This is a genomic window from Cupriavidus sp. YAF13 (assembly GCF_052113425.1).
Taxonomy (GTDB): Bacteria; Pseudomonadota; Gammaproteobacteria; order Burkholderiales; family Burkholderiaceae; genus Cupriavidus.
Genome location: NZ_JBFRDD010000072.1, coordinates 1 through 15,973 on the forward strand (window position 1 = coordinate 1; position 15,973 = coordinate 15,973).

The 15,973-nt window shown below is 68.3% G+C and carries 15 protein-coding genes; 5 read left to right on the forward strand and 10 right to left on the reverse strand.

Annotated features, from left to right (window positions below):
* Nucleotides 1-225: 225 nt before the first annotated feature.
* Together AB4061_RS36095 and araD are read right to left on the reverse strand one after the other, a co-directional pair.
* Nucleotides 226-1,209: a tripartite tricarboxylate transporter substrate binding protein gene (locus tag AB4061_RS36095; protein ID WP_416047749.1), complete on the reverse strand. Its 984-nt coding sequence runs from the start codon at nt 1,207-1,209 to the stop codon at nt 226-228.
* Nucleotides 1,210-1,282: 73 nt separating this feature from the next.
* Nucleotides 1,283-3,049: an L-arabinonate dehydratase gene (gene araD / locus AB4061_RS36100; RefSeq protein WP_441640925.1), complete on the reverse strand. Its 1,767-nt coding sequence runs from the start codon at nt 3,047-3,049 to the stop codon at nt 1,283-1,285.
* Between the two features lie 259 nt (nt 3,050-3,308).
* Here araD and AB4061_RS36105 point away from each other — a divergent pair, with 259 nt between their 5' ends.
* From AB4061_RS36105 to AB4061_RS36120, 4 genes are all read left to right on the forward strand, one after another.
* Nucleotides 3,309-4,388 carry a LacI family DNA-binding transcriptional regulator gene (locus AB4061_RS36105; RefSeq protein ID WP_441640926.1) on the forward strand — a complete coding sequence of 360 codons (1,080 nt, stop codon included), beginning with the start codon at nt 3,309-3,311 and terminating at the stop codon, nt 4,386-4,388.
* Between the two features lie 94 nt (nt 4,389-4,482).
* Entirely contained in the window at nt 4,483-5,424 is a 942-nt protein-coding gene (locus tag AB4061_RS36110) for a 2-hydroxyacid dehydrogenase (protein WP_441640927.1), read from the forward strand.
* 114 nt (nt 5,425-5,538) lie between these two features.
* Nucleotides 5,539-5,733, forward strand: coding sequence for a DUF1059 domain-containing protein (locus AB4061_RS36115; RefSeq protein ID WP_006160277.1), 195 nt, complete (start codon nt 5,539-5,541; stop codon nt 5,731-5,733).
* A gap of 172 nt (nt 5,734-5,905) precedes the next feature.
* A complete protein-coding gene (locus AB4061_RS36120) occupies nt 5,906-6,454 on the forward strand; it encodes a nucleoside 2-deoxyribosyltransferase (protein ID WP_441640928.1) in 549 nt (182 codons plus the stop codon).
* A gap of 47 nt (nt 6,455-6,501) precedes the next feature.
* Here AB4061_RS36120 and AB4061_RS36125 read toward each other — a convergent pair whose 3' ends face one another.
* From AB4061_RS36125 to AB4061_RS36155, 7 genes are all read right to left on the reverse strand, one after another.
* A complete protein-coding gene (locus tag AB4061_RS36125) occupies nt 6,502-7,149 on the reverse strand; it encodes a PqiC family protein (RefSeq protein ID WP_441640929.1) in 648 nt (215 codons plus the stop codon).
* The gene (locus tag AB4061_RS36130) at nt 7,149-8,780 is read right to left on the reverse strand and encodes a PqiB family protein (RefSeq protein ID WP_441640930.1); all 1,632 of its coding nucleotides are present in this window, start codon (nt 8,778-8,780) and stop codon (nt 7,149-7,151) included. Before AB4061_RS36130 ends, AB4061_RS36125 begins: the two co-directional genes overlap by 1 nt.
* The gene (locus AB4061_RS36135; protein ID WP_441640931.1) at nt 8,773-9,507 is read right to left on the reverse strand and encodes a paraquat-inducible protein A; all 735 of its coding nucleotides are present in this window, start codon (nt 9,505-9,507) and stop codon (nt 8,773-8,775) included. Before AB4061_RS36135 ends, AB4061_RS36130 begins: the two co-directional genes overlap by 8 nt.
* Nucleotides 9,504-10,169: a paraquat-inducible protein A gene (locus AB4061_RS36140; RefSeq protein ID WP_441640932.1), complete on the reverse strand. Its 666-nt coding sequence runs from the start codon at nt 10,167-10,169 to the stop codon at nt 9,504-9,506. The genes AB4061_RS36135 and AB4061_RS36140 overlap by 4 nt, the downstream gene beginning before the upstream one ends.
* On the reverse strand, nt 10,166-11,290 hold the full coding sequence (locus AB4061_RS36145; RefSeq protein ID WP_441640933.1) for an AI-2E family transporter: 1,125 nt from the start codon (nt 11,288-11,290) through the stop codon (nt 10,166-10,168). The genes AB4061_RS36140 and AB4061_RS36145 overlap by 4 nt, the downstream gene beginning before the upstream one ends.
* Before the next feature lie 124 nt (nt 11,291-11,414).
* Nucleotides 11,415-12,212, reverse strand: a complete 798-nt coding sequence (locus tag AB4061_RS36150) for a LysR family substrate-binding domain-containing protein (RefSeq protein ID WP_441640934.1) — start codon at nt 12,210-12,212, stop codon at nt 11,415-11,417.
* Between the two features lie 70 nt (nt 12,213-12,282).
* Complete coding sequence (locus AB4061_RS36155; protein WP_441640935.1) at nt 12,283-13,452, reverse strand: HPP family protein; 1,170 nt, start codon at nt 13,450-13,452, stop codon at nt 12,283-12,285.
* A gap of 182 nt (nt 13,453-13,634) precedes the next feature.
* On the opposite strand from AB4061_RS36155, the gene AB4061_RS36160 reads away from it, so the two are divergent.
* The gene (locus tag AB4061_RS36160; protein WP_441640936.1) at nt 13,635-15,374 is read left to right on the forward strand and encodes a chloride channel protein; all 1,740 of its coding nucleotides are present in this window, start codon (nt 13,635-13,637) and stop codon (nt 15,372-15,374) included.
* Nucleotides 15,375-15,390: 16 nt separating this feature from the next.
* Here the strand turns inward: AB4061_RS36160 and AB4061_RS36165 are convergent, their stop codons facing one another.
* On the reverse strand, nt 15,391-15,813 hold the full coding sequence (locus AB4061_RS36165) for an Lrp/AsnC family transcriptional regulator (protein ID WP_174426231.1): 423 nt from the start codon (nt 15,811-15,813) through the stop codon (nt 15,391-15,393).
* Nucleotides 15,814-15,973: the final 160 nt, after the last annotated feature.

Sequence of the window (15,973 nt, forward strand, 5' to 3'; positions counted from 1 at the left end):
CCTGACCCACACTACCGTCTCGCCACCTCGCGCTCCACTGCGGGGACGGGGCGCGTTCATACCATCTTTTCTTTACGAGTAAAGAAAAGTGACATCTCACACGTTCCAAAACGGCCAACCCCGTACAGCCGCGCCAGCAGCTAGAAGCAATAAAACCCCACCCATAAGAGGCACCCCCGCGTCAGCGGGCCACCACCACCACCACCACTTCAGTCAATCCTGATTTCAATCAATCCTGATATCCGCCGCCTTCACCACCTTCGCCCACTTCACGATCTCGCTGCGCTGGAACTCGGCAAACTCCCCGGGCGACATCCCCGATGGCTCCATGCCCAGCTTCTCCAGCCGCGCCTGCATGTCCGGCGTCTTGATGATCGCCGAGATCTCCTTGTACAAGCGGTCCACGATCGGCTTGGGCGTATTGGCCGGCGCGAAGATGGCTTGCCAGGATTCCAGCTCGTAGCCGCTGACGCCGGCCTCGGCCATCGTCGGTACATTCGGCATGCTCTTGATGCGCCTGGCGGAAGTTACCGCCAGCGCCCGCAGCTTGCCCGAGTCGATATGCTGGGCCGCCACCACGGTCGTGTCGAACATCATCGGCACCTGCCCCGCCATCACGTCCTGGATCGCCGGGCCGCTGCCCTTGTAGGGAATGTGCGTGATCTTGATGCCGGCCAGGCTCTTGAACAATTCACCGGCCAGGTGCTGCGAGGTGCCGTTGCCGGCAGAGGCGAAGGCGAGCGTATCCGGCTTGGCCTTGGCTTCGGCCACGATGTCCTTCACCGTCTTGAACGGGCTGCCGGCGCTGACTACCAGCACATTGGCATTGGTGCCGATCAGCGTGATGGGGGCGAAGGACTTGACCACGTCATACGGCATCTTCGGGTACAGGCTGGCATTGATCGCGTGCGAGCTGATGGTGCCGCCGAGGATGGTGTAGCCATCGGGCGCGGCCTTGGAGGCGTAGTCGGAGCCGATATTGCCGCCAGCGCCGGGGCGGTTCTCCACCACCACGGTGGTGCCGAGCGCCTGGCCCAGGCGCTGGCCGATCAGGCGCGCCAGGGTGTCGGTGGTGCCGCCGGGCGGGAACGGCACCACATAGGTGATCGGCTTGCTGGGCCAGCTGGCCTGGGCGGATGCGCTCAGCGGGAGGGCGGCGGCAGCCAGGGTCGCCGCGGCGGCCAGCAGCGCTAGGGCTTGGCGTTTCATGGGGTTGGGTCTCCTTGGTTCTTATTGGGATGGTGAAGCGATGATGAAGCGATGGCGGGACGCTAGTTAAGCGCTAGTGGATCTCCGGCTCGCCGTCCTCCGGGGCATCGACCGGTTCCAGGAAATCAAAGTCGCAGCCCTTGTCCGCCTGGCTGACGTGGCGCAGGTAGAGCTTGCCGTAGCCGCGCTCGAACTTGGGCACGGGCGCGACCCAGGCGGCGCGGCGGTGCGCCATCTCTTCGTCGCCGATCAGCAGGTTGAGCTTGCGGGCCGGCACGTCCAGCTCGATCAGGTCGCCGTCGCGCACGAAGGCGAGCGGGCCGCCCACATACGATTCCGGCGCCACGTGCAGCACGCACGCGCCGTAGCTGGTGCCGCTCATGCGCGCATCCGAGATGCGCACCATGTCGCGCACGCCTTGCTTGAGCAGCTTCTGCGGAATCGGCAACTGGCCCCATTCCGGCATGCCGGGCGCGCCTTGCGGGCCGGCGTTCTGCAGCACGATCACGCAGCTGGCATCGATATCCAGCTCTGGGTCGTCGATGCGGGCCGCCATGTCGTTGTAGTCGCGGAACACCACGGCGCGGCCGGTGTGGCGCAGCAGGTCCTGCTGCGCGGCCGGGGGCTTGATCACGGCGCCGTCCGGGGCGAGGTTGCCGCGCAGCACGGCCAGCCCGTCGCTGGCCACCAGCGGCTTGTCGCGCGGGCGGATCACGTCGTCATTGAACACGCGGGCGCCTGCCAGGTTCTCGCCGAGCGTGCGGCCATCGACGGTGAGCGTGCCGGTATCGAGCAGGTCGCCCATCTGCGCGAGCATCGCGCGCAGGCCGCCGGCGTAGTAAAAGTCTTCCATGAGGTACTGGCCCGACGGACGGATATTGGCCAGCACCGGCGTGCTGCGCGCCAGTTCGTCGTAGCGATCCAGCGATAGCGCATGGCCGGCGCGGCGCGCCAGCGCGATCAGGTGGACGATGGCGTTGGTGGAGCCGGACAGCGCCAGCGCGGTGCGCACGCCGTTGTCGATGGCGGCGGGCGTGACGATCTCCGACGGCTTCAGGTCTTGCCACACCATCTCGACGATGCGCCGGCCCGACAGCGAGGCCATTTGCGCATGGCGCGAATCCGGCGCGGGAATCGACGAGGCGCCGGACAGGCACATGCCGATGGCCTCCACCACGGCCGTCATGGTCGATGCCGTGCCCATTGTCATGCAATGCCCCGGCGAGCGCGCGATGCCGTCTTCGATGCCTTGCCAGTCCTGCTCGGTGATATTGCCGGCGCGCAGCTCGGCCCAGTACTTCCAGGTATCCGAGCCGGAGCCCAGCGTCACGCCGTTCCAGTTGCCGCGCAGCATCGGCCCGGCCGGCACGAAGAGGGTGGGCAGGTCCATCGCCAGCGCGCCCATCAGCAAGGCGGGCGTGGTCTTGTCGCAGCCGCCCAGCAGCACGCAGCCGTCCGCTGGGTAGGAGCGCAGCAGTTCCTCCGTCTCCATCGCCAGCAGGTTGCGGTAGAGCATGGTGGTGGGCTTCTGGAACGGCTCGGACAGGCTCATCGCCGGCATCTCCACCGGGAAGCCGCCCGCTTGCCAGATGCCACGCTTGACCTCTTCGGCGCGCTGGCGGAAGTGGCTGTGGCAGGGGTTGATGTCGCTCCAGGTGTTGATGATGGCGACAACCGGCTTGCCGGCGTAGTCGGCGCGGCTGTAGCCCATCTGCGCGGTGCGCGAGCGGTGGCCGAAGGCGCGCAGGTCGTTGGCGCCGTACCAGCGGTGGCTGCGCAGCTCCTCTGGCCGCTTGCGGGGCCGGTCTTGCGGCTTCTTGCCTGCGGGGTTTGTGGACATGGGCTGTCTCCTCTGATCGGTAGCGTCGTGGCGACGTCTGCTTTTTTTTTGTCTGGCCCCGGCGGGCGGCCGTCCTGCTTCTCCAGCGCCGAAGACAGCAGATGATAGCGCTGTCATTTGTCGCCCACAACGCATGCGTGCTCGGGGTTAACCCGTCGCGCGCCCCGGCATCGCAGCCCGCGGCGCGGCGCGGGCGCTATCATGGCGCCCATGCCGGCCCTGCGCGCATCCGGCTTTCTTTGCTTCCTTGACCACATTCATGGCCTCATCCCGCAAGCCAACCGCTCCTCGCGCCAGCCCTGGTTCTGCCCTTTCCACCGCGCCCACGCCAGCCCCTGCCGGCCGCGCCACCGGCAGCGTCACGCTGGCTGACGTGGCCAAGATCGCAGGCGTTTCGCCGATCACCGTGTCGCGCGTGGTCAACCAGCCCGGGCTGGTCGCAGCGGGCACCGTGGCGCGCGTGCAGGAGGCCATCCAGCGCACCGGCTACGTGCCCAACCTGCTGGCCGGCGGCCTGGCCTCGCGGCGCAGCCGGCTGATCGCGGCCATCGTGCCGACCATCGCCAACTCGATCTTTGCGGACACCATCCAGGCGCTGACCGACCGATTCTCGCAAGCGGGCTACCAGATGATGCTGGGCTTGTCCGGCTATGCCGCCACGCGCGAGCAGGACCTGCTGGCCGCCATCCTCTCGCGCCGCCCGGACGGCATCGTGCTGACCGGCATCGCGCACACCGCCGACACGCGCCGGCGCTTGCTGGCCGCGCGCGTGCCGGTGGTGGAGACCTGGGACATCACGCCCACGCCGATCGACATGCTGGTGGGCTTCTCGCACGAGAAGGTGGGCCAGACGGTGGCCGAGTTCCTGTATGCGCGCGGCTATCGCAAGCCCGCCATCCTGTCGGCCAGCGACCAGCGCGCCGAGTCGCGCCGCCTAGGCTTTCTCGACGCGTTCGGCCGCCACGGCATCACGGAAGTGCCGAGCAGCATCGTGCCCGCGCCATCCAGCCTGGGACTTGGCCGCGAGGGGCTGGCGCGGCTGCTCGATGGCGGCGCGCAGCCGGACGTGGTGTTCTGCAGCTCGGACACGCTGGCGCAGGGCGCGCTCTCGGAAGCCCGCGCGCGCGGGCTGACGGTGCCGGAGCAGCTCGCGGTGATGGGCTTTGGCGATCTCAACTTTGCCGCGCATACCTATCCGGCGTTGTCGACGGTGCGCATCGACGGCCCGGCCATCGGCCGTACCGCCGCCGAATGCCTGCTGGCCCGCATCGACGGACGCGAAGTGGGGGAGCGCATCATCGACCTGGGATTCGAGGTCATCCAGCGCGAGAGCGCCTGACGCCTGAGCCTGGGCGCTGCCCTGCGGCGCGGCGCCGGACGCGTTATGATTGCGCTACCATCCAACGCTGTATTTCTTCCCTCGCCTCGCATCCATGTCCCAAGCCACGCTTATCCAGATCGGCTCGCTCGCGCCGCAGATCAATTCCCGCCTGCGCGAGCAGTACCAGGCCGTGCCGCTGTGGGAGCAGCCCGAGCCGCTGGCGTGGCTGCGCGAGCACGCGCAGCAGGCGCGCGTGGTGGTCACATCGGCGCGCCACGGCATCACCGCCGAGGCCATCGCGGCCATGCCCAGGCTCGCAGCCATCGTGAGCTTTGGCGTCGGCTATGACTCGATCGCGCTGGACGCGGCCCGCGCGCGCGGCATCCAGGTCAGCAACACGCCCGACGTGCTCAACGATTGCGTGGCCGACCTCGCCTTCGGCCTGCTGCTCGACACCGCCCGCGGCATCGCCCATGGCGACCGCTTCGTGCGCGCCGGCAAGTGGGGCAAGGACAACTTCCCGCTGACCACCCGCGTCTCCGGCAAGAAGCTCGGCATCCTGGGCCTGGGCCGCATCGGCGAGAAAGTGGCGCAGCGCGCCACTGGCTTCGGCATGGACATCGCGTACCACAACCGCCGGGCGCGCGCCGGCGCGCCGTGGCGCCACGAGCCGGACCTGAAGGCGCTGGCAGGCTGGGCGGATTTCCTGGCCGTGACCTGCGTGGGCGGCCCCGAGACCGAAGGGCTGGTATCGGCCGAAATCATCGAGGCGCTGGGCCCCAAGGGCATCCTGGTCAATGTGTCGCGCGGCAGCGTGGTGGACGAAGACGCGCTGGTGGCGGCCTTGCGCGACGGCCGCCTCGGCGGGGCCGGGCTGGACGTGTTCCGCGCCGAGCCGGAAGTGCCCGAGGCGCTGTTCGCGCTGGACAACGCCGTACTGGCCCCGCACGTGGCCAGCGGCACGCATGAAACCCGCGCGGCCATGGCCGGGCTGGTGTTCGACAACCTCGATGCGTTCCTTGGCACCGGCAAGGTGATCACGCCGGTACTCTGACGCGCTGGCAGGCCTCGCCCGCGCACGGCGCCGGTCCTATACTGGATCAGGCGGTGGATCAGGCGCCCGCCGCCCCGGCGGCGCCATCTCACCCTCGCGCGTCAGGAGGCAATGATGGGACGAAAATATATCGATTGCCGCGAGTTTCCGAGCGAGTCGAAGTGCACGGTGGCATTGAGCGCCGACACCGAAGACGAACTGCTCGAAGTCGCGGTCCAGCATGCGGTGCAGGTGCACCAGCACCAGGATGGCCCCGAACTGCGGCAGATGCTCAAGGGGGCATTCAAGGATGGCTCGCCGCCCGCGTGAGCACGGGAACGCTGGAACGCTGGAACGCAGGCCGCCGCCTGGCGAGGGCGGTGACCTGCCGTCCAGGTTCAGGCTCAGGTTGATGTTGGGTTTGAAGTGGCCGCTGTAGCCATCACGTCAAACACATGCGCTATCCTCACCAGCGTCAACGTCCGCCACCCAGCCACGCTCAATGAAAACCATCTACCTCGCCGGCTTCGACGTATTCCGCAAAGACGCCATCGCCTACGGCGAGACCCTCAAGGCCCGCTGTGCCCATTACGGCTTCCTTGGCCTCTATCCCCTCGACAAAGCCGCCCCGGCCGGCCTTTGCGGCCCCGACACCGCGCGCTGGATCTACGAGGCGAACATCAACCTGCTGCGCCGCGCCGACATGGTGATGGCCAACCTGGACGATTTCCGCGGGCCGGGCGAGCCGGACTCGGGCACGGCATTCGAAGTGGGATTCGCGATTGCGCTGCAAAAGCCGGTATGGGGCTACAGCAGCGACCGCGGCACGTTGCTGGACCGCGTGGCCGTTGCCGCCGATGAAACGCACGGCAAGGGCGAGCGGCTCGATGCGCGCGGCTTCGTGGTGGAGGATTTCGGCCTGGGCAAGAACCTGATGCTGGCCTGCTCGGCCAAGCTGGTGGCGGGAGACGCCGAGGCCTGCCTGGCGGCCATGGCCGAGTCGGAGCGGCGGCGCAGTTGCCGGGGCGCGTCGGCGCCGGCGGAGGATTGATTCCGCCGCGGGCGGGACCTGCGTCCCGCCGCGCCGCTACTTCGCCGCTACTTCGCCGTGCTTCGGCGCAGTGTTTCCACGCCGGCCGCGATATCGTCCGCGGTGCTTGCCACGATCTGGCGGTAAGCCGCCACGACACCGTCCACCGCGCCCGGCGCGGGCAGCTCGGCCTGCGTGCGGCCGGCCTTGACCTTGCCGTCGGGCAGGCGGCGCACGGTCCAGTTGATGACGGCGCCGGCCCGCTGGCCCACGTCGGCGTCCAGCCGCACCACTTCGGTGGTGATGCGGAACACGGGCGCCACTTCCGACAAGCCTTGCTGGTAGGTGTCAACCGCACCTAGCCTGGCCTGCAGCTGTTGCGACAGCGCGTCGCGCAGCTCGTCCGGCAGCGGCGCGGACCAGCGCGACAGGTCCAGCAGCTTGAGCGCGTTGCCATCCTTGCCGTCACGCACCACCAGCTGTGGCCGGTTGAGGCGTTCAGGCACGCGCACCGGCGCAACCTCGATCCACACCGGCTGCGCCTGCGGAGCCCGCGCCGGCGCGGCGGCCTGTCCTTCGGCGCCGGCGGCGGCAGCGGGACCCTGGGCCAGCGTGTAGTAGCGCGGATCGGGCGAGGCGCAGCCCGCCAGCAGCGCGGCGCCAAGCGCGAGGGGCAGCAACAGGCGGTGGCGGGTCATCTCTATGCGGGTCATCATCATTTCTCCGGCTTGCCGCGCACCAGCGCTTCAGGGTGGCGTTCCAGGTATTCGGTCAGCGTGCGCAGCGACACCGCGGTGCGCGTGAGCTCCTGCATCATGCGGCGCGTGTCTTGCTGCAGCGGGGCATCCGAGGCGAGCGTGCCGTTGGCTGCGTTCAACGTCTTGCGCGCATCCTGCAGCGCGGCCAGCACCTGGGGCGCCACGTCGCCGTTGAGCTGGGCGACCAGTTTGTCGGCGCTGGTCATCATGGTGTTGAGCGTGGCCATCGACGTGCGCAGGTCCTGGCCGATCTGCTCGAACGGCACCTTGTCGATCTTGTTGACRATATCGCCCAGCTTGGCCTGCAACTCGTCGAACGCGCCCGGCGTGGTAGCCAGTTCAGGCATGGTGCCATCCAGGTTGACGTTGGCCGGCGGCGCCTTGGGGAAGAAATCCAGCGCGACGTAGAGCTGGCCGGTCAGCAGGTTGCCGGTGCGCAACTGGGCGCGCATGCCGCGCTTGATCAGCGTCTGGACGATATTGCGGGCACGGTTGACGTCCTCCACGTCACGCGCCCGGAAGCCCATGCGCGAGGGGTACAGTTCCACCACCACCGGCAGGCGGAAAGCCTTCTTCTCGACCTGGTACTCGATGCCGATCGAGCGCACCTGACCCACGACCACGCCGCGGAAATCCACCGGCGCGCCGGGCGAGAGCCCGCGCACGGACTGGTCGAAGTTCAGCACGGCGAGAGAAGGCGCGATTTCTTCCGGCTCCTTCATCGCCTCGGTCTGGTCGCTGGCTAGCAGGAACTGGGTGTTCTCGTTGGCGGCATCCGTCGCCTTGGAGTCATCCGGGGCCTGGAAGGCCACGCCGCCGAGCAGCACCGTCACCAGCGATTGGGTGTTGAGCTTGAAGCCACCGGCATCGAGCTTGATGTCCACGCCGCTGGCGTGCCAGAAGCGCGAGTCGGCCGTGACCAGCTTGTCGTAGGGCTTGTTGATGAACACGCGCAGCGACAGGTCGCGCCCGTTGGGCTCCAGCTGGTAAGCCACCACCTGGCCGACCTGCACGCGGCGGTAGTAGACAGGCGAGCCGATGTCGAGCGAGCCGAGATCGGTGGCGCGCAGCAAGAACTGCTTGCCGGAGGCATCGGTGGTGACGGCGGGCGGCACTTCCAGCCCGGTGAAGTCGCGCACGCGCTCCTCCGACTTGCCGGCGTCAACGCCGATATAGGCGCCGGACAGCAGGGTGCTCAGCCCGGAGATGCCGCTGGTGGCAAAGCGCGGGCGCACCACCCAGAAGCGCGTGTCCTTGGTGGAAAAGCTTTCCGCATCCTGGGTCAGGTCGATCTTGGCGACCACGTGCGAGTGGTCGCCGGACAGCCGCACGGACTTGACCAGGCCGATGTCCACGTCCTTGTAGCGTACCGGCGTCTTGCCCGGGACCAGGCCCTCGGCGGTGCGGAACGTGACCGTGATCTCGGGGCCGCGCTCGGTGAGCGTGTGGATCAGCAGCGACAGGCCAACCACCGCCGCCACGATCGGGATCAGCCAGACCAGCGAGGGCAGCCAGCGCGCCCGGCGGCGGCGCTCCGGCGCCGGTGGCTGCGAGGAAGGAGAGGGAGGGGACTGGTCTAGGTCAGGCATCGTTTGTATCCATCGAATCCCACAGCAGGCGCGGGTCGAAACTGAGTGAAGCCAGCATGGTGAGCACCACCACGGAGCCGAACGCCATGGCGCCGGCGCCCGGGATGATGGTGGCGAGTGCCCCGGCGCGCACCAGCGAAGCCAGCAGCGCCACCACGAAAATATCCAGCATCGACCAACGGCCGATGATTTCCACCAGCCCGTACAGCCTGGTCTGCTGGCGAATCCGCCAGCGCGAGCGGAAGTGCACGGACAGCAGCAACAGCGCGAGGATGATCATCTTCAGCAGCGGCACCACGATGCTGGCGATCAGCACCACGATGGCCAGCATGTTGGAGCCCGACAACCATAGGTAGACCACGCCGGAAAAGATGGTGTCGCGCTGCGTGCCCAGGATGGACTGCGTCACCATGACCGGCAGCAGGTTGGCGGGAATATAAAGGATGAGGGCGGACAACAGGAACGCCCAGGTGCGGGCGAGGCTGTTCGGCTTGCGGTGATGCAGCGTGGCGCCGCAGCGCGGGCAGGGCTCGCCTTGCATCGCGAGCGGGCTGAGCGCGTCGCAGGCGTGGCAGGACACCAGGCCCATCGACGTGGCGGTAGGCACCTGCGGCAGCGGCTTGGTTTCGTCGTCGTCGGTCAGCTCTGCCACCACGTTGGCGGCCAGGCGGCGCGAGCGCGCCAGCGCGGCGGCGCCTGCCGGGAGCTTGGGGGTCGGGGCGCTCATCGGGGCGCCTCCTCGTCCAGGTGCTGCCACAGATCGCGCGGATCGAACGACAGCATCGCGGCCAGCACGATCACCAGCGCGGCGAACGACCACAGCGCCACGCCCGGCAACACCTGCGCCATGGTCGAGAGCTTGACCAGCGTGACCAGCACGCCAATCATGAAGACTTCGATCATGCCCCACGGCCGGGTTTGCTGGATGCCGCGCACGATGCGCTCGAAGCCCGGCGGCATCCGGTGGCGCGCCATCGGCACCAGCAGGTAGAGCATCATCAGCAGCTCGGACAAGGGAAACAGGATGGTGGTGGCGAACACCAGCACGGCCACCAGCGTCATGTTGTCCGCGTAGAGCGCCTGCACCGCGCCCCATAGCGTGGTTTCGGTGCGCACGCCCTTGAGATCCATCTCGACGATGGGATAGGCGTTGGACACCAGGAACAGGATCAGCGCGGCAATGACCAGCGGCAGCAGCCGCGCATAGGCCCGCGAGCTATCGCGGTAGAGCTGGCCGCCGCAGCGCAGGCACAGCGCGCGCTCGCCTGGCTCCAGCTCGGTGCGCTGGTAGACCGCATCGCAGTACTCACAGGCCACCAGCCGGGCCAGCTCGGCCTGGGTGGGCGGCGGTGCCAATGGCTGGGGTTCGGGACCGCTGATTTCGCTCATGCCTTGCCGGAACCCGCCGCGTCCTCGGCGGTGGTGATGGGCTTGCCTTGCGCCAGCGCGGGCGGCGGATCGGCCAGGTGCTGCGAGCCGATGGTCCAGTCGCGCAGCAGCGCGTAGGCCACCGCCAGCAGGGTCGGGCCGATAAACACGCCGAGGAAGCCGAAGGCCAGCGCACCGCCGAACACGCCCAGCATGACCCAGATCAGCGGCATGTCGGTGCCCTTGCTGATGAGGAGCGGCTTGATGATGTTGTCGGCCATGCTGACCACGCCCACGCCCCACACCACCATGAAGATGGCCCAGCCAAGCGAGCCGGTGTGGTAAAGCCAGAGCGCGGCGGGAATCCACACCAGCGGCGGGCCGACCGGGATCACGGACAGGAAGAAAGTGATGAAGCCGAGGATGGCGGCGCCGGGCACGCCGGCGATCCAGAAGCCGATGCCGGCCAGCAAGGCCTGCACGAAGGCGGTGCCCAGCACGCCGTAGACCACGCCCTTGACGGTGTTGCCGGCCAGCGCCAGCAGGTGGTCGGCACGCTCGCCGGCAATGCGGCGCATGCCAGCGCGCAGCCACGCCACCGCAAACTCGCCGCCGGTATAGAAAAAGAACGCCAGCACGATCGACAGCGCCAGCTGGCCCAGCCCGGCGCCGATCGACAGCCCGGCGCCCAGCACCACATGGCCCACGGGTGCAATCAGCTTGCGCAGGTTGGCGACCATCTCGGAGTCGGCATGGATCACCTTGTCCCAGGAGCTTTGCAGGTAGTCGCCCACATACGGCAGGCCGGTCAGCCACCCGGGCAGCGCGGGCGCGCCGTGATCGAAGAACTGGTCGACCAGGCCGGACAGCTCGTCGATGTGCGCGGAGATGCTGGCGCCGGCATAGACAAAGGGGCCGAGCACGATGACCGCGGCCAGCAGCACGCAGATCAGGGCCGCCAGGCTGCGCCGGTTGCCCATCCAGCGCGAGAGCACCGTATAGGGGTACCACGAGCTGAAGGCGAGGATGGCGCCCCACAGCAGCGCGGTGGTAAAGGGCGCGAGCACCAGCAGCGAGCCGCCGATCAGCACGATCAGTGCAAGGATGGCGGCGAGTTTTTCAATCAGTTGGCCGGAATTCATCGGGTGCTTCTCCTGGACTGCCGGTGTGACGTGAACGGCGACAATATATAGGAAAACCCGTAGCCCGCCGGAGGCAGGCGGCATTGCGGGGGCTGCAATGTTGCATTGCGGGACGCCGGGCGCGCTATGTGCTGCGCAGGCCTTCCCCGAACGTCTCACGATGCCATACCTCGGTGACATCTTCCAGCAGCGTGAGAAAGGGGTCCAGTGCGGGCAGGCCGTGGTCGCGCCGCACGGTGGCATAAAGGTCGGCGGCCAGCCCCGGTTCGTCCAGCGTGAGGAAGGCGACATCCTCCCGCGGCGCGCCCGACAGCGAGCGCGGCAGCGCGCTCACCCCCACGCCGGCGCCCACCAGGCTCAGCACCGTCTGCGGATCCACCGACTCGTGCAGCACGCGCGGGTGGAAGCCATTGCGCACGCAGGCGGCCAGCAAGCTGCGGATCACCGGGCTTTGTGTATTAAGCAGCACAAATGGCTCCGCCGCCAGCGCTTTCAGCCGGATCCGGCCGCTAGCCGCCAGCGGATGGCCGGCCGGCAACGCGGCCATCAGCGGCTGCGGATCGACGCGGATCGACCGCAATTCCTCCCGCCCCGTAGCGCTGGAGGCAAAGCCGACGTCGATCTGGCCACGCACCAGCGCCTCGCCCTGCTGGTCGGGGAGCATCTCGTGCAGGGTCCACTCCACCGCCGGGTTGCGCACCTGGAACAGCCGCATGGTGCGGGGCAGGGGGCCGTACATCACCGAATTGATGATGCCGATGCGCAGGTAGTCCTCCAGCCCGTCGGCCACGCGCAGCACCATTTTCCGGGTCGAGTCCAGGTCGGCCACGATGTCGCGCGCCCGCGTCAGCAGCGCCTCGCACAGCAGCATCCTGCTGGCTTGCGTGATGTCGGTGGCATTGAACCTGTTGTTCAATGGCATGGCGCGTGCCGATGCACACGCCATGCCGGCGGCGGGCGGGTTGCAGGCGAGCCGCTAGCGCCCGCGCGGGTCAGCTTGCCGGCTGCGCATCCGGTTCCACTTTTGCCGGCGGGCCTTGTTCGAGCAGCGCGGCGATCAGGTCCGATTGCGTGACGATGCCCAGCAGCCGCTGCCGGGCATCCACCACCGGCACCTGATGCAGGCCGCCATCGGAAAACGCCCGCGCCAGCTCCACCATGGGTTGCTCCGCCCGGGCCGTAGCCATGCCGGTGTGCATCAGGTCCTTGGCAGTTCCCGCACGGACCTGCCCCTCGGCGCCACTGCGCGCGGCGAGAAGATCCGCCAACCCAAGCATGCCAAGCAGGCGCCGCTGCGCATCCACCACCGGCAGCGCCTGGATCCCATGCTTGAACAACAGGGCGCGCGCCTCCAGGCCACTCTGCCCGGGCTCCACCGTCACCACGTCCCGCGACATGATGTCCCCACACCGCACATCGCCAAAGTGCCGGCGATACGCCCGCAACTGCGCGGCCACCAGGATGTCTTCCAGGTCGTCTTCCTCGATGTCCAGGAACTCGCCGCGCGCCTTGAGCACTTCGTCCAGATCGCTGCGGTTGAATCCCACCCGCTCGCTCGGCAGCGGATCGGCGGTGCGGTGCGGGTTGGCGTGTTCGACGGGACGGTGCGGATAGCGCCGGCGCATCAGGTTGTTGAACAACAGCGCCACCAGTAGCAGCAACATCGAGTTGACGGCGACCGGCATCACCACGAAGCCAAAGCCAAGCTGGGTCACAGCGTGGCCGCCGAACACCGCGGTAATCGCCACCGCGCCGCTGGGCGGGTGCACGCAGCGCAACTGGAACATGGCGACGATGGCCAGCGCCACGGCCACCGAGGCGGCCAGCCCGGGCTCGGGGATCCAGCGCGCACAGGCCACGCCGATCAGCGCCGCCACCAGGTTGCCGCCGATGATGGACCAAGGCTGCGCCAGCGGGCTCGCCGGCACGGCGAACAGCAGTACCGCGGAGGCGCCCATCGGGGCGATGAACCAGGGGTTGAAGCCGCCCAGCAGGTGACGGCTGATCCATTCGGTGAGCAGCAGGCCGACCAGCGCGCCCAAGCAGCTCTTGACGCGCTCGCGGCGGCCGGCGGCGATGGGGGTGGGGGCAAACGCGCGCAGCCACGCACGTGCCCGGCCTGGCGGGAAGTCGGCTAAGGAGGGGGCCTGGGATGGCGGCATGGGGCTTTTTTTTTGGGGTTGTGCGGGCGAATGCGCGCAATAACGCACCTGGATCGCCTTGGCATCGCGCTCCGGAAATCCAGCGCGCAAATATATCATGACGTGATACATTTCGCTTTCGCGCAGCGGGATCAACCCGCCATCCCGCATCCCGTCCTCCGCCTACTTTCCCGATCCTGGCCATGCACTTCGAAAAACGCGACTACGCCGTCGACCGCCGGCTGCTCCTGCTGGCGGCGCTGGCGCCCCTCATCGGGGCCATCAGCACGGCGGCTGCCGTGCTGCTGCTGAACCTGATCCGGTTCTTCACCAATCTCTTCTTCTATCAGACCCTGTCGCTGGCGGATCGCTCGCCGGCGCAGCATGCGCTGGGGGCATGGGTCATCGTGGTGCCGGCAGTCGGCGGTCTGCTGGTGGGCCTGATGGCGCGCTATGGCAGCGACAAGATCCGTGGCCACGGCATCCCGGAAGCCATCGAGGCCGTGCTGTTCGGCAAGAGCAAGATGTCGCCCCGGGTGGCCGTGCTCAAGCCGCTGTCATCCGGCATCGTGATCGGCAGCGGCGGGCCGTTTGGCGCGGAGGGCCCGATCATCATGACCGGCGGCTCGATCGCCTCGCTGCTCGCGCAGTACCTGCATCTCACCGCGGCCGAGCGCAAGACGCTGCTGGTAGCGGGTGCCTGCGCCGGCATGACGGCGATCTTCGGCACGCCGGTGGCGGCGGTGCTGCTGGCCGTGGAGCTGTTGCTGTTCGAGCTGCGCCCGCGCAGCCTGCTGCCGGTGGCGCTGGCTTGCGCGGTAGCCGGCTTCCTGCGCACGATGGTGTTCGAGCCCGGCCCCTTGTTTGCGCTGCAGACTGCGTCGGCAAGCACCATGGCGCTGGGCTCGTGCATCGTTGCCGGGCTGCTTTGCGGCGTGCTGGGCGCCGCGCTGACGTTGGCGCTCTATCGCACCGAGGACCAGTTCTCCAAGCTCAAGCTGCACTGGATGTGGTGGCCGGCAATCGGCGGGCTGGTGGTGGGCATTGGCGGGTACTTCGAGCCGCGCGCGCTGGGCGTGGGCTATGACGTGATCGCGGACCTGTTGCACAACCGCATGGCGATCGGCGTGGTGGTGGCGCTGCTGACGGTCAAGGCCATCATCTGGGTGGCAGCGCTGGGGTCTGGCACGTCGGGTGGCGTGCTGGCCCCGTTGCTGATGCTGGGCGCGGGCCTTGGCGTGGCGCTGGCGCCGTGGCTGCCCGGTGCCTCGCCGCAGTTGTGGGCGCTGGTGTGCATGGCGGGTGTGCTGGGCAGCGTGCTTGGCGCGCCGCTGACCGCCATCGTCTTCGCTTTCGGCCTGACGCACGACAGCAACGCATTGCTGCCGCTGCTGCTGACCGTGGCGGTGGCGCATGGCTTCACGGTGCTGACCATGAAGCGCTCGATCATGACCGAGAAGATCGCGCGCCGGGGCCTGCATATCTATCGCGAGTATGGCGTGGATCCGCTCGAGCGCCAGCACGTGGCGGATCTGATGACCACGGCCGTGGTCAGCGTGGATGGCGAGCAGCCGGTCCACGTCTTGTGGGCCAGCCACTTTGGCGAGCACGCGCCGCATCGCGGCTATCCGGTCGTGTGCGCGGCGCGTGTGGTCGGCATGCTGGAGCGCAACGCGCTGCGCGGGCGGGAGGCATCGATGGAGAGCGGCCGCGCGCTGATGGCGCCGCTGCAGCCGCACCAGGTGCTGCTGCCGGCGCAGACCGCGCGCATTGCCGCGGGCCGCATGGCGGAGCTCGGCGTCAGCCGGCTGCCAGTGGTGGCCGACCTGGATTCCATGCGGCTGGTCGGCGTGGTCTCGCTACGTGACCTGCTGCGCCCTAGCGGCCAGGTGCTGCACGAGGAAACGCGGCGCGAACGGCTGCGCGGCGCCGCCGCGGCATAAGCGCGCCTCGCGCCGCTCAAAGCTTGTAGCTGGACAGCAGGATGCTGGTTTCCGTGGCGGCAATGCCATCGATCAGCCGGATGCGGTCCAGCGTGCGGTCGAAGGCTTCCAGCGAATCCGCGCGCAGCTCGGCAATGATGTCCCAGCGCCCGTTGGTGGTGTGCATGGCCTGCACATTGGGCTCGCCGCGCAGCGCCTGCAGCACCGCGCGCGCCTTGTTGCCTTCGACTGCGATGGTCATCCAGGCACGGATGCGGTGCGCTTCGGCTTCGGGCTTCAGCCGCACCGTGTAGCCCACGATCAGTCCTTCTTTTTCCAGCTTGTCGATGCGGTTCTGCACGGTGGCGCGCGAGACGCGCAGCGCCTTGGCCAGGGCGGTGGCCGGCATGCGCGCGTTGTCGCGCAGCAGGGCCAGCAACTGGCGGTCGGTGTCGTCCATGGTGGTTCCTGTGGGGGGCGAGAGGTGCTTTTTCCTGCATGATCGTCGCGACTGGCGATGTGCCAATTCTAGCTGGCGTTTTGCCACGCGGCGCAGGCAAATTGTGCAATTTGCTGGCTTTTAGTTAGCGCGGCAGTGCACCAGAATGCAGGCATTCCAA